Raw genomic sequence first — 16,623 nt, forward strand, 5'->3', positions numbered from 1 at the left:
GCGGCGCACTTCCGTAACAGTCTCTTCCGCGCACGCCCGGGGGCGCTCGCCCGGGGCTCGAGCGTCCCTCCCGCCGCGCTCGTGTCGGGCGGAGATACCCGATAGAGTTTCGACATGAATCCGCTCGTCCCGGACTTCATCCTCGAACAGGACGCCGAAGGGCAATACGCGGGCGCGGTCGACGCGGCTGTCCTGCACGTCTCGCTGCCGGCGGTCGTGGAGCTCGCCGAGCAGATGATCGCGCGCCAGGCGCTCGATCCGGAGGCGCTGCGCTCGTTCTTCGATCCGCTGTTCGAGGCCGTGCACCAGTCGGGCGGGTTCGTCGCCACGCTGTCGCCCGGCGGCGGGTTCACCGCGCTGTTCCCCGATCGGCCGGGGCGCAACGTCACCCGGCACGCGCGCAGCGCGGCGCTCGCGATGCGGCGCAGCCTGCTGGAGCTCGCGGCGCGGCGCGCGCTGGGCGCCGGGGGCGCGCAGACGCCGTTCAGGATCGGGCTCGCCTGGGGCACGGTCCACTGGACGATCGTGCGCATCGCCCCGGATCGCGCGTACTTCCTGATCTACGGCCCCGCGATGGAGGCCTGCCAGGCGACCGACCGCGGGGTGGACGACAGCGAGCTCCACCTCGATCGCAGCTTCCGCGAGCGGCTCCCCGCGGCCAGCGCGCGGGAGAGCGTGGCGGACCTCGACGAGGCCGATCTCCTGAGCGGGCCCCCCTCGCTGACGATCGCGTCGGCCCCGACGGACGCGGACGTCGAGGCGTTCCTGCCGCCGGGCGCGGGCGATCTCGCGCCGGAGGGCGAGATCCGCGAGGTGACGACGGTGTCCGTCTCGCTCGATCGGGTGGAGAGCCCGACGGAGCTCCTCCAGCAGCTGCACGAGATCTCGGCGATGTACGGCGCGACGTTCGCCGGCATGACCGTGACGGAGCGCGGCTTCGGCGCGCAGTTCTACTTCGGCGCGCCCGTCGCGCACGAGAGCGACCACGATCGCGCCCTCGACTTCGCGCTCGAGCTGAAGAGCAACGGCCTCGGCGTGCCCCGGCTCGCGGTGGGCGTCACCCGCGCGCGCTGCCTCGTCGGCTTCTTCGGCGCCGTGGGCCGCCGCGAGTTCGCGTGCGTCGGCCGCGCCATCCACCTCGCCGCGCAGATCGCGCGGAAGGCGGCGCCGTCGTCGATCTGGGCGGACGAGCGGGCGTTCCGCGCGGGCGAGGCGAGCCACCAGTGGTCGACCGAGAACATCTTCCGGTTCGACGGGTTCGACCTGCCGATCCTCGTCTACTCGCTCGAGCGGCGGCGCATCGCGGTGCAGGAGGAGTTCTACGATCTCGGCCCCATCGGCCGCGAGGTCGAGCTCGGGCGGCTCACGCAGGCGCTCGAGCCCCTGTTCGCCGGGCGCTCCGCGGGCGTCGTGTACATCCTCGGCGAGGCGGGCATCGGCAAGAGCTACCTCGTGCACAGCTACCGCCACCAGCGCGCGCAGCTCATGGACATGCGCCCGCTGCTGTGGATCGAGGCCCGCTGCGATCAGACGCTGAGGACCCCGCTCTACGCGTTCGAGTTCGCGCTCAAGGAGTACCTCGGGATCTCGTCGGAGCTCGGCCAGCGCGCCAAGGAGGCGGGGCTCGATCTCGCGCTGGAGCTGCTCCTGGAGCGGCTGCCCGAGAGCTGGACCGAGGTGCGGGCCGGGATCGACAGGTCGCGCGAGGCGCTCGCGCGGCTGCTCAGGCTGCGCGGCCAGGAGGCCGCGACCGAGGCCGGGTGGCGCGACGAGGCCCTCGGGGCGCTCGCCGCGCTGCTCGTCGCGGAGAGCTCGCTGCAGCCGGTGGTGGTGCACCTCGACGACGCGCAGTGGGCCGATCCGACCTCGCTCGACGCGGTGCGCGCGATCACGGCCGCCTGCAGGGACCTGCCGCTGGCGGTGATCTGCTCGGCGCGGCCCGGGGTGTCCTCGGGGGAGGGGGTGGACGCCCGCATCCCGCTCGACGCCGGCATCCCGTCGCAGGGGATCGAGATCGCGCCGCTCCCGGCGGAGCGGCTGCTCGCGCTCGCGGAGCCGTTCTTCGGCGGCCCGCTCCCCACGATGCTCGGGTCGCTGCTCGGCCAGACCGCGGGGGGGAACCCGTTCTTCGCGCAGGAGATCCTCGCGTACTGGCTGGAGGACGGGCGGTACGGGTCGGCCCACGACGCCGCGCGCTCGAGCCGGTTCATGCCGCCGCGGACCGTGAACAGCCTGCTCGTCGCGCGGCTCGAGCGGCTCGAGCCGCGGACGCGGCAGACGGTGATCTCCGCGGCGGTGCTGGGGCGCGAGTTCGACACGCGCGTGCTCGCCCGGATGATCCCGGACGCCTCGGCGCTCGTGGATCACCTGCGCTTCGGCGAGGCGCAGCGGATCTGGTCGCGGATGGGGGAGCACCGCTTCGAGTTCTGCACGGTGCTGATCCGCGACGCCGCGTACGGGATGCAGCCGAAGGAGACGGCGGAGCGGCAGCACCGCCTCGCGGCGGAGGCGATCGAGGCCGTCTACGGCGACGATCTCGCGGATCAGCGCGCGGCGCTCGACAGCCACCGGAGCCTCGCGGGCTGAGTGCGCTCGGCCGTTCTGGCCGGCGGGGCGCGGAAGGGCGTGGGGCGAGACGTGGAAGGGCGTGGAACGACGTGGAACCCCCTCGACGCCGCTTTCGAAGTACGGCAACTGTCCGCGCATGAGCACGGCCCATCACGAGGCTCACGCGGCCCCGGCGCACGACGTGAGCGATCACCATGGCTTCGACGGGGAGCCCGCCCGCGCGCTGCCGGCGGACGAGCCGCCTACCCCGAACTGGGTCCCTGCGCTGGGGCTCGCGGTCTTCGTGGTGGCTGGCGTCACCTTTCTTGCGATGAGCAGCGGCGACGACGGCGCCGCGGGGCAGGCCGCGCCGGCGGGCGCTCGCCCGGCTGCCGCCGTGGCTCGCCCGGCCCCGGCTGGCGCCCGCCCCGCGACCGCCGAGGCTCGCCCGGCGGCTCAGCCCGGCGCGCGCCCGGCGCCGCCGACGGGGCCCGAGGCGGGTCCGGCCGCGGAGGCCCTGCGCGCCGCCGGGGCCGAGCGCGCGGCGGGCACCGCCGCGCCGGGGCCGGCGAACCTGCGCAAGCTGACGCCCCAGGAGGTGGAGCTGGTGCGCAAGCGCATGGATGCGCGGCAGAAGGACGGCGCCCCGGCTCCGCCGAAGTGAGCGAGATGGTGGTGGACCCCGCCGCAGCGCGGATGCGCACGGTGCTTGTGCTCGGCGCGGGCACGATGGGCCAGGGGATCGCGCAGGTCACGGCGGTCGCCGGCTACGTGACGCGCCTCTACGACGTCGACGCCGCGCGGATCGGCGCGGCGATCGAGGACATCAAGCGCGCGACCGATCGCCTCGTCCAGAAGGGCAAGATGCTCAACGAGGCGCGCAGCGAGATGATCGGGATGCTCGTGGCGTCTCCGGATCTCGAGCGCGCTGCGGCGGACGCCGATCTCGTGATCGAGGCGGTGCCCGAGCGGATGGACCTCAAGGTCGAGGTGCTCGGCCGGGTGAAGGCGGCGGCGCCGGAGCGGGCGCTGTTCGGCACGAACACGTCGAGCCTGAGCATCACGGAGCTCGGGCGCCGGCTCGGCGCGGGCGGGCGCACGATCGGCCTGCACTTCTTCAACCCGCCGCCGGTGATGGAGCTGCTCGAGGTGGTGCGGGGGCTCGAGACCGACGAGGCGACGGTGACGGCGGCGCTCTCGGTAGCGAGGCGCCTGGACAAGACGCCGATCGTGGTGAACGACACGCCCGGCTTCGCGACGAGCCGGCTCGGCGTGGCGCTCGGCGCAGAGGCGATGCGGATGCTGGAGGCCGGGGTGGCGTCGGCCGTCGACATCGATCGGGCGATGGAGCTCGGGTACCGGCACCCGATGGGGCCGCTCAAGCTGACGGATCTCGTGGGGCTCGACGTGCGGCTCGCCATCCTGGAGCACCTCCACCGCGAGGTGGGGGAGCAGTTCCGGCCGCCGGTGATCCTGCGGCAGATGGTGCGCGCGGGGAAGCTCGGGAAGAAGACGGGGGAAGGGTTCTATCGGTGGACGGAGGCGGGGGCCCAACCCAGCGACGGCTGGCGCCGCGGGTAGGGAGCTGGGGTTGCTCAGATATTTACACTGGCATATCGATTCGTGACGATTCGAGAACCCAGCGAAAGGGGAGAGTTCCTTGAGTACGAACAGCGGTCGTCTCAGCAGCATTCTGCGTCGTGCCTTCCCGTTGGTCTCCGCGCTCGCGCTGGCAGGCGCCGTCATCGTGTCGCTCGCGAAGCCCGCGGAGGGCACGCCGCCGAACGGCGTGCCCGAGCTCCAGGCGCTGCGGGAGATCGAGCAGCTCGAGTACTGTTACGCGGCCGGGACCGACGCGATCGGCCGCGGTGATCTGGCGACGGGCAAGCAGATCTATTCAAGGTGCTTCACGCCCGACGCTCCGGTCCTCATCTGGGCCGCCGGCGCCGCTCCGGATGATCCGCCGGTCGTCTCGGTGCCCAGCGCGGAGGCCTGGGCCGACTTCATCGATGGCCTGTTCGCAGAATCAGGTTATGTCGGCACGCAGCACCTGATCAGCAACGTCCGTATCGACATCCTCCCCGGCGGCAACCGGGCGAAGATCACCTCGTACCTGATCGCGACGCACGTCTATGACCCCCTGAGCAGCGTCCAGGTGGCGCACGGCACGTACGAGAACGAGGCGGTCCGGACGCCCTCCGGGTGGAAGCTCAGCAAGCGGACGTTCCGCACCCTTTCGTTCATGCGTGTCGACTCCCCCGCCCCCTGAGGCGGCGCGGGACGGCGGCGTCTCGCCGTGCGCCGGGCGCGCCGCCTCGGCGGCGCACCCAGCCGAGGGCGCGCTACCGGTTCATCTTGTCCTTCTTGGCGTTCTCTTCGGCTTCCTTCTGGCGCTCGGCCTCGCGCTGGACGATGCGCTCCTTGACCGCGGCGTAGTCCTTCTCGTCCTTGATGCGCCGGTCGAGCTGCTTCTGCCGCTCCGCCGCGGTCGCCGGGTAGCCGGTCGCCTTGGGGTTGCTCGTCAGGTACGTGCTGTAGGCCCCCCACGCCTCCTTCGCCGCCTGCCAGTTCTTCAGCCGCTCGCGCAGATCGGCGAGGCAGAAGAGCACCTTGGCGTGGAGCTCGTCCGGGCCCTTCTTGCCGAGCGCCGTCGTCCAGGCCGTCTCGGCCTCCGCCGTGTTGCCGGACTCGAGCATCGCCTCGCCGAGCAGATAGAAGCCGAGCATCTTCGAGGAGTCCTGCTTGATCGCCTCCTGGAACCCCGCGATCGCGCCCGGGATGTCGCGCGCCACGAACGACGCCTGGCCCTTCAGGATCTGCTCGGTGTAGGGGCTGATGCCGGTGTGCCCGTTGGGATCTTTGCGCTGCGAAGAAGCAGCATCGGGCGCGGCCGCCACCGGCTCAGGCGCGGCTGCCTGCGGCTTCTCCTTGCCCGCAGGCGGCTGAGCGGCGACCGGCGCCGCGGAGAAGACGACAGCGAGAGCGAGCGATGCGACGACAGCGAGCGAGCGGTCCTGCATGCCCGCCAAGGTACCGCAGCTCAGGCAGGGCGCGCTACTTCCGCCGCGGCTTGAATGCATCCGGCGGCGATCCGGCATCCGGAGGCCGCCCCGCATCCACCGGCGGCCAGCCCGCGTCCGGCCACCCCGCGTCCACCGGCGGCCAGCCCGCATCCGGCCACCCCGCGTCCACCGGCAGCCTGCCCGCGTCTTGCCACCCCGCGTCCACCGGCGGAAAGCCCCCATCGGGGCCAGCGTCCGGCCAGCCCGCGTCCGCCGATCCCCCGGCGTCCGCCGGCAGCTTGCCTGCATCCCCCGGCGCGCCTCCGTCGACCGCCACCCCGCCCTGCGCGCTCAGCGACACGAGGCGGCCGTCCGGCTCCGGCGGCCAGAGGAAGCGCTCCTCCGCGCCCGTCTTCCGGTCCACCAGCTTGGCCCAGCTCGCGCGCGGGTTGTCCGCCATCTGCACGCGCAGCCGCGTCGTCACGCCGCTGTCGAACGTCGGACGGCGGAGCAGGGCGCCCGGCGGCCGGTCCGGCGCGTCCCCCGTCAGCGGCACGTCGAAACGGACCCGATCGAGCAGCTCCTGGCCAACGTACAGCTCGATCGCGAACCGGCCCATCACACGCGCCGTCGCCAGAGGCCGGTCGAGCGTCACCGGTCGCACCCGCACGATCGAGCCCCTCCCCTTCGCATAGTGCACGTCGAAGACCCACTGCTTCGCGCTCGGCCGCGCGGCAGGGTCCGGCGCATACCCGGCGCGCGTCGGCGGGGACTCCGGCTCGGCCACGGCGACCACGCCGGCGGCGGCGAGCGCGAGGCCAGCGAGGATCCCCAGGGCAGCGCGGGTGAAAGGGCGAGGCGAGGTCATCTGGTACCGGAAGGAGCACCGAGCGGCAGGGCCGCCTCGAGCGGCGCGGAGAGCACCTCTTCCCACGCCGAGCCGTCGCCGTCGAGCGCCCCCCAGAGCTCGCGGAGCTCGTCCGGCACCGGCGAGATCGCCGCGCAGAGCTCGCCGCGCTCGTCCGGCACCGTGACGCGCAAGGCGTGCAGCGCGACGCGCGAGAGCGGGATCACCCGGCCCCTCGCCGTCGTCACCGACCGGGCCCCGCCATGGTCGCGATCGCCAAGGAGCGGCGCCGCCGCGTGCGCCGCGTGCACCCGGAGCTGGTGCGTGCGGCCCGTCACCGGATCCAGGCGCAGCAGCGTGGCCGGCGCCGCGCCGCCGCCCGCCGAGGCGACCGCGCGGTAACGCGTCGCCGCGTCCCTCGCGTCCGCGCCGCCCACCGCGGGCAGGCTGCGACCGCCCCGCGCCCGCGCCGCGCCGATGGGGGCGTCCCACGTGCCCGCCCCGTCGACGCGCCCCCCGGCGATGCCCACGTAGACCCGCGCGATGCGCCCCGCCTCGCGCATCGCCGCCAGGTGCCGCCGGCCCCGCGCGCCCGTCGCGCACAGCACCGCGCCGCTCACGCCGACGTCGAGCCGCGAGGCCGCGTGCGGCAGGTCGCGCAGCCCGAGCAGCTCCGCGACCTCCGTGACCAGCGACCGCGTGCCCCGGCGCTCCGGCTCGGTCGGCAGCGCCGCAGGCTTCGACGCGACGAGGAGCTCCCCCCAGCGCGCCAGCACCTCCACCGGCGGCGCCCCCGGCGCGTCGCGCCGCGCCGGCCACACGGCGAGCTCGTCGCCGAGCGCGACCGCGTCGCCGGGCCGCGCGCGCCGGCCGTTCAGGAACGCGCGCCCCTCCGCCGCAGCGCCCGCGAGGCCCCGCGACGCGCCGCCCGCGCGCTCGAGGACGTCGGCCACCGTGGGGCCGTCCGAGGGCCCGACGCGGAAGCGCGCGGCCGTCATCCGGGCGGCGCCGCGAGCGGCGCGGCGCCGCCGCCAGGAGCTCCCTCGGCGACGACGCCCGGCGCCGACGGCGAGGCGCGCTCGTCCAGGCGCTCGACAACGCCGCGATCGCCGTCGATCCGGAGCCGATCGCCCGTCTTGATCGCCAGCGTCACGCCGGGGACGTTCACCACCGCGGGGATGCCGTATTCCCGCGCGACGATCGAGGCGTGCGACATGGGGCCGCCGAGCTCGGTCACGACCGCGGCGGCCACCAGGAACAGCGGCGAGAGGCCCACGTCGGTCGTGCGCGCGACCAGCACCTCCCCCGGCGCCACCGCGTCGAGCGCCGAGGCGCCCGGCTCGAGCACGCGGGCCCGCCCCTCGACGACCCCAGGGCTCGCGGGCAACCCGAGCAGGCGCTCCCCGGACGCGGGCGGCAGCACGACCGGCGGCGGCCGGCCGATGAACGTGGCCGGCGGATCGGGGCGGGCGGCGTCGCGGAGGTGCTCGGCGCGCCGCAGCCGGACGAGGTGGCCCACGTCGGCGCGACCGCTGGAGAGCGCCGTCACGAGCTCCTCGTAGGTGCAGAAGAAGACGCTGCCGGGCTCCAGCGAGGGATCGAGGCGCCGGAGGCGCCGGTCGATGTCGAGCGCGACCCTGCGCAGCATGCCGAGCACGCGCGTCACCCACGTGCGCATGCGCTCCCGCAGGCGCACGTAGCGCTGCGCGCGGCCGACGAGCGCGCGCAGGAGCGCGAGCTCCAGCCGCGGCACGCGCGTCTCGAGCATCGCCATCTCCCGATCGGCGAGCGCCCGGGCGCGCGCCAGCGCGCGCTCCGGATCGCCCGGCGCCCCGCGCAGCGACGCCGTGAGCATCGCGACGACCGGCGACGGGTCCTCCCGCCAGCGCGGCGTCGCGAGCTCCGCCTCGCGCACCGCGCGATCGCCGTAGGCGTCGAGGAACCGCGCGTACGCGTCGCGCGCCGGCCCCTCGGGCAGGTCGCGCGGCCACAGGACCCCGCCGGAGAGCAGCCGCTCGCGCGCCGTCCGATCCTGCAGGACGAGCTCGGCGACCCGCGCGAGCTCGATGCCCGGCCCCGCGCTGTCGAGCTCGCGCACGCCGCCCGCGAGCACCTGCGCCAGGTGCTCGACGTTCGTCTCCGCGCGCCCGGCCGGCGCGTCGAGGTGCGCCTCCCCGGAGGCGGAGCGCGCGGAGGCGCGGCGGCCCGCGATGCGCTCGAGCGCCTTGCACAGCGCGAGGTGGCTCGCGAGCGACGCCGACGCGCAGTGCAGCATCCGCGTGCCGGTCCGCTCGAGCAGCAGGAAGACGCTCCGGAGCGTGGTGCCGATGGCGTCGTCCGGCAGGAGCGTCATGTCGAGCTCGGAGAGGGCGCGCTGCGCCCAGAGCGCCTCGCCCTCGTAGGCCGCCACCTCGCGCTCGAGCCGCGCCTGCCGGAGGAGGAGCCGCGGCCCCGTGAGCGGCAGCCGCGCATAGAAGCCGCGCCGCGAGACGCCCTCGCTCTGCTCGGCGAGCCGCGCGATGAGCGCCTCGCTCGCCCCGCCGCTCATGCCGAGCAGCGCGCGCGGCGAGAGCCCCGGGACCTGCGCCGCGATCCGCATGAAGGCCGTGAGGTTGAGGTAGAAGCGCCCGTGCACGTTGGCCACGAGGCGCGCGCCCCGCGGCACGCGGCAGCCGAGCGCGGCGAACGCCTCGCGGAAGCCGCGGTCGGAGAACGCCCGCGCCACCGACCAGGTGAGCGGCGTCGCGGCCCCGGGGAGCGCCTCGCCCACGTTGGCGCGCGACCAGATCGTGTCGGCGTCGCCGCCCTCGGGGAAGCCGCCGCCGCTCACCGGGCGCACCTGGAGCAGCCACACGCGCCGCGCCACCGAGGAGGGCGCGCCTTCGCCGGCCTCCGACGCCGCCGCTGGTGAGGGCACGCCCTCGCCGCCCGCCGACGCCACCGCGGAGGGCGCGCCCTCCGCGGCGGCGCCCTCCGGCTGGCCGGAAGGCCCTTCCCCGTCGACCACGAGCGCCACGCCCGGCGGCACCGCCTCGACCGCGAACTCCACGTCGAACGGGCCCTTGCCGCCCTGCTCGAGCCGCTCGGCGAGCTCGGCGAGCTGCCGCAGCGCGGCCTCGCCGAGCGCCGGCTGCTCGGCGCTCGCCTCGGGCACAGGGACCTCCTCGAGCCCTGCCGCGCCCACGACGAGCGCGCGCCGCTTCTGCGCTACCGCCGACGCGACGACCCTGCCGCCGTCGCGCGCGAGCCGGATCGTGTCGGCCGCCGCGGCGCCGTCGACGACCGGCGCGCCGAGCCCGAGCGTTGCGTTCACGAGCCGCTCGCCGGCGTGCCAGTGCTCGCCCTCGAGCCCCGGCGGGGGCGCGGTGAACAGCACGCCCGCGGCCTCGGCGCGCACCATCACCTGCAGCACGACGCCCATCGCGACGTCGCGGACGCCGGCGTGCGCGAGGTACGCGAGCGCGCGTGGCAGGAAGGCGCTCGCCCAGACCTGCCGGATCGCGGCGTCGAGCCCGGCCTCGCCGCGCACGCCGAGCACGGTCATCGCGAGCCCCGCCATCGACGTCTCCTCGCTGTCCTCGCACGTGGCGCTGGACCGCACCGCGAGGCCCCACGGCGCCTCCTGCTCGACGGCCTGCCAGAGCGCCTGCAGCGCGGTCGAGAGCGCCTCGGGCAGCGGCTCGCTCAGGATGCGGTCGCGCGCGCGCGCCGCCCGGTCGACGCCCGCCCTCGTGCCCGAGAGCCGGATCAGCGTGGCGAGGTCGTGCCCCGGCGGCAGCTGCCGGTCGACGATCTCCGTGAAGCACCGCGCGTCGAGCACCCACCCGCGCGGCACCGGGAAGCCGTCGCGGAGCAGGCGCCCGAGCGAGGCCGCCTTGCCGCCGACGCGCTTCGCGCTCGTGTGGCGGCGCAGGCCGGCGCTCTCGAGCGGCTTGAGCCACTCGCGCACGGTGGGCGGGTCGGTCGCGCCGTCGGCGCGGGCGGTGCGTGTGGGATCGGCCACGTCGATGCCGAGGGAGTAACACGGTTCGGCGGCCTGGGTCAGGGGCTTGTGACGGCCGGGCCGCCGCGATCACGGCGGCGGCAAACCGCGCTGGATCCGCTCGTGCCAGAGCACCATTTCAACGCCGCCCGGCCCCCGATTCCAGGCGTAATCGTGCGGACCGGGCACGACGAGCAGGGTGTGGGTCACGCCGTCCTGCCGCAGCCGATCGCTGAGCGCCTGGATGGCGTGCAAGAAGGGATCGCCCTCGCTCGACACGAGCCGGAGCGTGACCGCGCGGCGCTCCATCGCCCGGCGCGCGAGCGCGGAGAACATCTCCGCCTCGCCCGCCCGCACCGCGGGCTGCAGGGCGCCGACCGCGCCGAAGACGTCGGGGAACGACAGGCCGACGAGCAGCGCGAGGCGTCCGCCGAGGCTCACGCCGTCGATGCCGGTGGCCTCGCGTGCGGCCTGGCACCCGCCCTCGGCGCGCGCCCGCGGCAGGAGCCGCTCCACGAGGAAACGGCCGAAGCCCGCGGCCCCCTCGACGGAGCGGTCGCGGAGGTCGGGCGTGAACGGCGTGGCGATGCAAAGCCCGCGGTAGGGGTGCTCCTTCAGCGAGGCGTTGAGCTGCGCGAGCCGCTCGGGCGTCACCATCTGCCCGAGATCGTCCGGCGTGAGCGGCGGCGAGCGGAGGCGCTTCAGGGCCGCGTCGAGGCCGTAGTCGTCGCGCCACCCGCGCGCGCCGACCTCGAGGCCTCGCACCGCCTCGCCGCGCCCGTGCAGCGCGACGAGCAGCGGCGGTGCGGGCGCGGCCTCGGGCGCGAGGAGCAGCGCGCGCTGCGGGTCTTCGCCCTCGGAGGCGGGCTCGAACGGGAGATCCTTCCAGGCCGAGGGGGCCGCCTCCTCCGGCGCCGGCGGTGAGGTGCCTCGCCGGCACGAGGGCGCGGCGAGCGCGGCGAGGCCGAGCAGCGCGCGCCGGCGCGAGAGCGGGGGGATCGTCGAGGCGGCCATCGGCGGCGAGGGTAGCAGCGGGGCGCGGGCGCAGCCCTGGGCAGGCCCGCGTGCCCCCATGTAGGCTGGTCGGGTCCGGGCGAGGGCCCCGAGGGGGAGCGCTCATCGGCGAGACGCGCCGATCCTGACGAGGCCCGAAGGGCTCCGTCGGCCCCGGGCGAGAGACCGTGACGAAAGGGGACCGCTCATGAGCCATGAGACGAAGGGGGACGTCGGGCCGCGCGCAGGCGCCGCGCCGGGCAGCGTGGAGGGCGTGATCGCCGACGACGTGAAGACGCTCCACAGCATGGGCTACGCGCAGGAGCTGCTGCGCAGGATGGGGGGCTTCTCCAACTTCGCGATCTCGTTCTCGATCATCTGCATCATCGCGGGCGGCATCACGTCGTTCCAGATGGGCTTTTGCAGCGTCGGCGGCGCCGGCATCGGCATCGGGTGGCCGGTGTGCAGCGCGCTCACGCTCTGCATCGCGCTCACGATGGGCCAGGTCGCGTCGGCGTTCCCGACCGCGGGCGGCCTGTACCACTGGGCCTCGATCCTCGGCGGCCGGGGCTTCGGCTGGGCCACCGCGTGGTTCAACCTGATCGGGCTGATCACCGTCCTCGCGGCGATCAACGTCGGCGCCTACCTGTTCATCATGAGCTCTCTCGGCCCGCTGTTCGGCGTGGATCTCGCCGCGATGCCCCCGGATCGCGCGCTGGTGACGCAGGCCGTCGGGGTCACGCTCATCACGGGGACGCAGGCGCTCTTCAACCACCTCGGGATCCGCGTCACCACGCTGCTCACCGACTTCAGCGGGTACCTCATCCTCGTCGTCTCGGTGATCCTCACCGCCGCGATGCTCTTTTACGCGCCCGCTATCGACGTCGGCCGGCTCGTCACGTTCACGAACTACAGCGGGCCGAAGGGGGGCGACGTGTGGCCGGAGACGGGCAGCATGACAACGCTGTTCCTCCTGAGCTTCCTCCTGCCCGCGTATACGATCACCGGGTACGACGCGTCGGCGCACACGTCCGAGGAGACGATCGGCGCGGCGCAGACGGTCCCGCGGGGCATCGTCCGGGCGGTGCTCGTCTCCGGCGTCTTCGGGGCGCTGATGCTGAGCGCGATCGTGCTCGCGATTCCGGACATGGACGAGGCGGCGTCGAAGGGCGGGGGCGTCTTCTTCTGGGTGATGGAGCGCGTCATCCCGGAGAACCTCCGGATCGCGCTCTACGCCGGCATCTCGGTGGCCCAGTACCTCTGCGGGCTGGCGACGGTGACGTCCGCCTCCCGCATGACCTTCGCGTTCGCCCGCGACGGGGGGCTGCCGCTCTCGGAGCAGCTGCGCAAGGTGAGCCCGAAGTTCCGGACGCCGGCGACGGCGATCTGGGTCGTCAGCGCGCTGACGATCGGCTTCACTGTGTACACGCCCGTCTACTCGACGATCACGGCCGTCTGCGTGATCTTCCTCTACATCTCGTACGTGATGCCCACGATGATGGGCGTGCGCGCCTACGGCCGCACCTGGGTGAAGATGGGCCCGTGGGACCTCGGCCCGCTGTACCGGCCGCTCGCGATCATCAGCGTCCTCGCGTGCCTGATGCTGATCGTGGTGAGCGTCCAGCCGCCGAACGACAAGGCCCTGGGCATCATGCTCATCGTGTTCGCCGTGACGGCCATCGTCTGGTTCGCGCTGGAGCGCCGCCGCTTCCAGGGCCCGCCCCAGGGAGTGATGATCCAGCAGCGAGCGCAGGAGATCGCGGAGGCGGAGCGGGCCGTCGGCCAGATCGCCGCGCGCGGCGGGCAGTAGCACTGCCTGCTGCGGGGAGTTGCCCCGGTTCAGCAGAAAAACCGCCATGACGCCAAGGCCGCCAAGAGGAGAGGAGAAGGGCCGTCCGGGCATTTGTCTCTCCTACTCCCCCGGTTTCTTGGCGCCCTTGGCGTCATGGCGGTTCACGTCGTCGCCCGCCTTGCCGCTGCAGATATAGGGACCTGGCTGAAGAGCCGGATCAGCCGCCAGAGGGGCTGAACATGAGGGGATACGTCACAGTCACGATGCCGGCGTCCGGCGGCGGGAACGACAGCCCGTAGAACGAGCGCACCACGCAGGAGACCACGCCGGCGTCCGGCAGATCGGAGCCGCCGTTGTGGACGCTCGACACCGCCCCGTCGCGGCCGATCACGAAGCCGACCGACACGCGCCCGGTGAGGTTCGGGCTGTTGCGCAGCCCGTTCTCGTAGCAGAGCCGGAAGCGGCCGAAGTTCTGGCGCACGATGCGCTGGATGACCTCCGGCGGGATCCGGCCCGACACCGTGGTCGAGCCGACCCCCATGCGCGGCGCCCTCACCCTGTGGCCAGGGCCGTTGGCGAAGCGCGACGCGCCGCCGCCAGGCCCGAAGCCCTGCCCATCACCCACGCCGTTCCCGTGGTTGATGGTGCCGATGGCCCCGATCCCGATGCCCATGAGATGCCCGCCGCCGCCCTCGCCGACGCCCGTCAATCCGAGCCCGCCCACGCCGCCCGACTCGTCGATCGTCTCGCCCCACATGTTGCCGATCACGCTCCTCTCGCCGTTGCCGAGCGTGTCGGGGCCGCCCCAGGGCGCCGAGAGCGCGTTGGGATCGCCGCCGGACCCCGCCTGGAGCACGCCGATCATGCCGAAGCGCGCCGCGTCGTCGAGCGCCTGGGCCCGCGAGATCCGCACGTCGCGGTTGTCCTTCGGCCCCTGGATCTCGAAGCGCCCGCCCGTCTTCCGGCTCGTCTCGCTCCCGGCCTTGCCCGACTCGCCCATCGCGGCCGCGCCGGAGCCGCCCTCGCGCTCGGTCTGACCGCTCGCGTCGGTGACGTCCTTCGCCTCGGGCAGCTCCTTCTCGGCGATCGCCCCGATCGCCTGCGCCATGAGGTAGGCCTGCTCCGCGCTCACGCCGCCGTCGTCGGCCATGGCGAGCGGGGGCATGAACGCGGCCATGGCCCCGAGCAGGCCGACGTGGAGCAGCGTCGAGAGCGCGGTGAACGGCAGGCCGCGGCGGTCCATGCCGGCCTTGCCCGCGACGCGGCGGCCCGCCCTGCCCACCGCCACCTCGAACCCGAAATCGCCGAGCTCGAGCCTCGCGCGAGCGCCGGGCGGCAGCGCGATCCGCCGCGCCCCGTCGAGCTCCGCGCACGGCGCCGCGCGGCCGGCGGCGATCGCCTGCGCGATCGTCATCCTGCAGCTGCCGAACTCGATGGATCCCGACGCGCCCGGCGGGATGACGGCGCTCACCTCACCGCCCTCGCCGACGAGCACGAGCGGCGCCCGCGCCGCGCCCAGCCGCTCCGCGGGTATGAAGAAGTCGCACACGCCCCCGGCGCCCTCCGTTTCGCCGACATGAAAGGGGCGCGGCGGCGTCAAGTGCGCGACGTGAAGCGGGGTGTTCCCCCACCGGATGATCACCTCGAGCGACAGCGCGTCGGTCTCGCACTCGTCGGCGGGGACGTCCGGCGCGCTCTTGACGAGCGCGTACGTATAGGAGCCCTCCGGCGCGTCCGCGGGCACGTCGGCCGCGATGGCCGGATACGGGCTGAAGGGCAGGTTGCTGAGGAACGGATTCGAGGGTGCGATGCCCGGAGCCATCTTGAACGTGTCCATCGGAGAACAGCCCTTTCCCTGCTCGCGCTCGGGCGCATGTCCGCGCGGCGAGCGGTCTGAATGGAGCGAGCCCTCGAGGGCCCGCCTCTCTCGGCGCGCCCCGGCGCACGCGCGGCGAGCTTCACCGCTCTCTGCGTGCGCCGCGGCTCACCGCGTCCACGCCAGGGATCGACAGCGCCGCCCGCCGCAGGTTCCGGAGCCGCGCCGCGATTTTCGGCGGCGCATCCCCGCGCCGGGGGGTTGAAGTTTCTGGACCGCCGCCCGGCGCCTCGAGGTGGTGGTGGCCCGGGCCATCACCCCGCGGGATCGCGCCGCCACCTCTGGCGGAACCCTACGGCGCCCGACGGCAGCCGACGGCGCCCGCGCGGGCACAATCCCGGCGCATCCCGGGGAGATCGCCGAAATCCCGGGGTGACGCGACGCCCCCGCTGGCGGACGCCAGGCGATGGCACGGAAGCTGCGAATAACGTTGATTCGTTGGCGACGTCATCGAGGTCGACGCCGCTGTCGACGTCAATGACGCGCGACCGCGCTGAACGGAGCGCGGCGCGCTGACGCCCGCGCCCGCCGGCGCTGCCCGGCGCCGGTCCACGCCGTGGTCCGGCGGCGGCGCGCCCGTGCTGCGGGGCGGCGGGCCGCGGCTGACATCCACCGATCGAGACAACGAAGGAGTCGAGCGTATGAGCAACAGGCGATCGTTCCATGTCCTCGCAGGGGTTCCGGTGCTCGGGTGCCTCCTTGCGATGCCGTCGCCGGCGCGCGCGCAGCACGAGGCGCACGTCTACGGGATCGCGAACTTCGGACACGCGGGGGAGTGTGAGGACGACACCAGCCTGTCGCACTCGGTGCACACGAGCACCGCCGCCGCCTTCGCGAGCACGTTCAACCTCCTCAGCATGGTCTCCCTCTGGGATGAGGTTTCGACGCGCAACAACACGAGCGCCCGGGGGAGCTACTGGACCGACTCGAGCCAGGCGGCGTCCTGCGCCTGCTCGGCGAACGACATGGCGTCCGGCTCGGGCGCGGACGAGGCCGATGTCGTCTTCATCCACACGCACGGCTGGCACGACGCCGGGAGCTCGTCGACGCCCGCCTACAGCGGCCTGGTCATGGGCAACGGCAGCTACGACTGCGGCGTCCTGACGAACGAGAACATGCTCTTCGGCAACCCGAGCTCGGGCGGGGATCTGGAGATCGCGGTCGTCAAAGCGTGCCAGTCGGGCGACTACGACGTGTGGAAGAACGGCGGATACCGGCAGCAGATCACGACCTCGGACAGCACCATGACGATGTGGAACGCGTTCCACGGCGACTCGTCGTGCGGCAATCACGTGAAGGACTATGTGGGCGACTACTCGATCAGCTCGATCTCGAATGGGGTGGGAGAGAACTGGATCGACGAGGCCTACGACGACAGCCAGTTCAGCAACGACGATGACTGCCCCGTCTCCATCGTGTTCGGCGCGTCGTTCGCGTCGCGGGAGCTCATGTACGAGTACGGCGGGTGGCGCGACCGGAAGAACACCGGCCTGAAGACCGGCTCGACCATCTATTACATCGCCGGCTGCGACCCCTCGAACGGGCGCGTGCTCCCCGGCGGATGAACGACGAACGCTGCGTGTT

12 protein-coding genes are annotated in these 16,623 nt (G+C 74.0%); 6 read left to right on the plus strand and 6 right to left on the minus strand.

The window, feature by feature from the left end:
* The first annotated feature begins 114 nt into the window (after positions 1 to 114).
* The 4 genes from WMF19_RS44485 to WMF19_RS44500 all read left to right on the plus strand — a co-directional run bounded on the left by WMF19_RS44485 (position 115) and on the right by WMF19_RS44500 (position 4,816).
* The gene (locus WMF19_RS44485; RefSeq protein ID WP_437796225.1) at positions 115 to 2,586 is read left to right on the plus strand and encodes an AAA family ATPase; all 2,472 of its coding nucleotides are present in this window, start codon (positions 115 to 117) and stop codon (positions 2,584 to 2,586) included.
* Between the two features lie 61 nt (positions 2,587 to 2,647).
* Entirely contained in the window at positions 2,648 to 3,211 is a 564-nt protein-coding gene (locus WMF19_RS44490; protein WP_437895921.1) for a hypothetical protein, read from the plus strand.
* Positions 3,212 to 3,216: 5 nt separating this feature from the next.
* On the plus strand, positions 3,217 to 4,128 hold the full coding sequence (locus WMF19_RS44495; protein WP_437895922.1) for a 3-hydroxyacyl-CoA dehydrogenase family protein: 912 nt from the start codon (positions 3,217 to 3,219) through the stop codon (positions 4,126 to 4,128).
* Positions 4,129 to 4,258: 130 nt separating this feature from the next.
* The gene (locus tag WMF19_RS44500) at positions 4,259 to 4,816 is read left to right on the plus strand and encodes a nuclear transport factor 2 family protein (protein WP_437895923.1); all 558 of its coding nucleotides are present in this window, start codon (positions 4,259 to 4,261) and stop codon (positions 4,814 to 4,816) included.
* A 73-nt stretch (positions 4,817 to 4,889) separates the two neighbouring features.
* Here the strand turns inward: WMF19_RS44500 and WMF19_RS44505 are convergent, their stop codons facing one another.
* The 5 genes from WMF19_RS44505 to WMF19_RS44525 all read right to left on the minus strand — a co-directional run bounded on the left by WMF19_RS44505 (position 4,890) and on the right by WMF19_RS44525 (position 11,452).
* Positions 4,890 to 5,567, minus strand: coding sequence for a tetratricopeptide repeat protein (locus WMF19_RS44505; RefSeq protein ID WP_437895924.1), 678 nt, complete (start codon positions 5,565 to 5,567; stop codon positions 4,890 to 4,892).
* A 34-nt stretch (positions 5,568 to 5,601) separates the two neighbouring features.
* The gene (locus tag WMF19_RS44510; protein WP_437895925.1) at positions 5,602 to 6,417 is read right to left on the minus strand and encodes a hypothetical protein; all 816 of its coding nucleotides are present in this window, start codon (positions 6,415 to 6,417) and stop codon (positions 5,602 to 5,604) included.
* Positions 6,414 to 7,394 (minus strand): pseudouridine synthase, encoded by a 981-nt coding sequence (locus WMF19_RS44515; RefSeq protein WP_437895926.1) that lies wholly within the window; start codon positions 7,392 to 7,394, stop codon positions 6,414 to 6,416. Before WMF19_RS44515 ends, WMF19_RS44510 begins: the two co-directional genes overlap by 4 nt.
* Positions 7,391 to 10,399, minus strand: a complete 3,009-nt coding sequence (locus tag WMF19_RS44520; RefSeq protein ID WP_437895927.1) for a PEP/pyruvate-binding domain-containing protein — start codon at positions 10,397 to 10,399, stop codon at positions 7,391 to 7,393. Before WMF19_RS44520 ends, WMF19_RS44515 begins: the two co-directional genes overlap by 4 nt.
* 69 nt (positions 10,400 to 10,468) lie before the next feature.
* On the minus strand, positions 10,469 to 11,452 hold the full coding sequence (locus WMF19_RS44525; RefSeq protein WP_437895928.1) for an alpha/beta hydrolase: 984 nt from the start codon (positions 11,450 to 11,452) through the stop codon (positions 10,469 to 10,471).
* 226 nt (positions 11,453 to 11,678) lie between these two features.
* Between WMF19_RS44525 and WMF19_RS44530 the strand changes: the two genes are divergently transcribed.
* Positions 11,679 to 13,181, plus strand: coding sequence for an amino acid permease (locus tag WMF19_RS44530; RefSeq protein ID WP_437901746.1), 1,503 nt, complete (start codon positions 11,679 to 11,681; stop codon positions 13,179 to 13,181).
* A gap of 199 nt (positions 13,182 to 13,380) precedes the next feature.
* On the opposite strand, the gene WMF19_RS44535 is transcribed toward WMF19_RS44530, so the two are convergent.
* On the minus strand, positions 13,381 to 15,000 hold the full coding sequence (locus WMF19_RS44535; RefSeq protein ID WP_437895929.1) for an AgmX/PglI C-terminal domain-containing protein: 1,620 nt from the start codon (positions 14,998 to 15,000) through the stop codon (positions 13,381 to 13,383).
* Between the two features lie 680 nt (positions 15,001 to 15,680).
* On the opposite strand from WMF19_RS44535, the gene WMF19_RS44540 reads away from it, so the two are divergent.
* Positions 15,681 to 16,604: a hypothetical protein gene (locus WMF19_RS44540; protein ID WP_437325702.1), complete on the plus strand. Its 924-nt coding sequence runs from the start codon at positions 15,681 to 15,683 to the stop codon at positions 16,602 to 16,604.
* The last annotated feature ends 19 nt before the right edge of the window (positions 16,605 to 16,623 follow it).

The sequence above is a fragment of the Sorangium sp. So ce124 genome, assembly GCF_051525235.1.
In the GTDB taxonomy this organism is placed as follows: domain Bacteria; phylum Myxococcota_A; class Polyangia; order Polyangiales; family Polyangiaceae; genus Sorangium; species Sorangium atrum.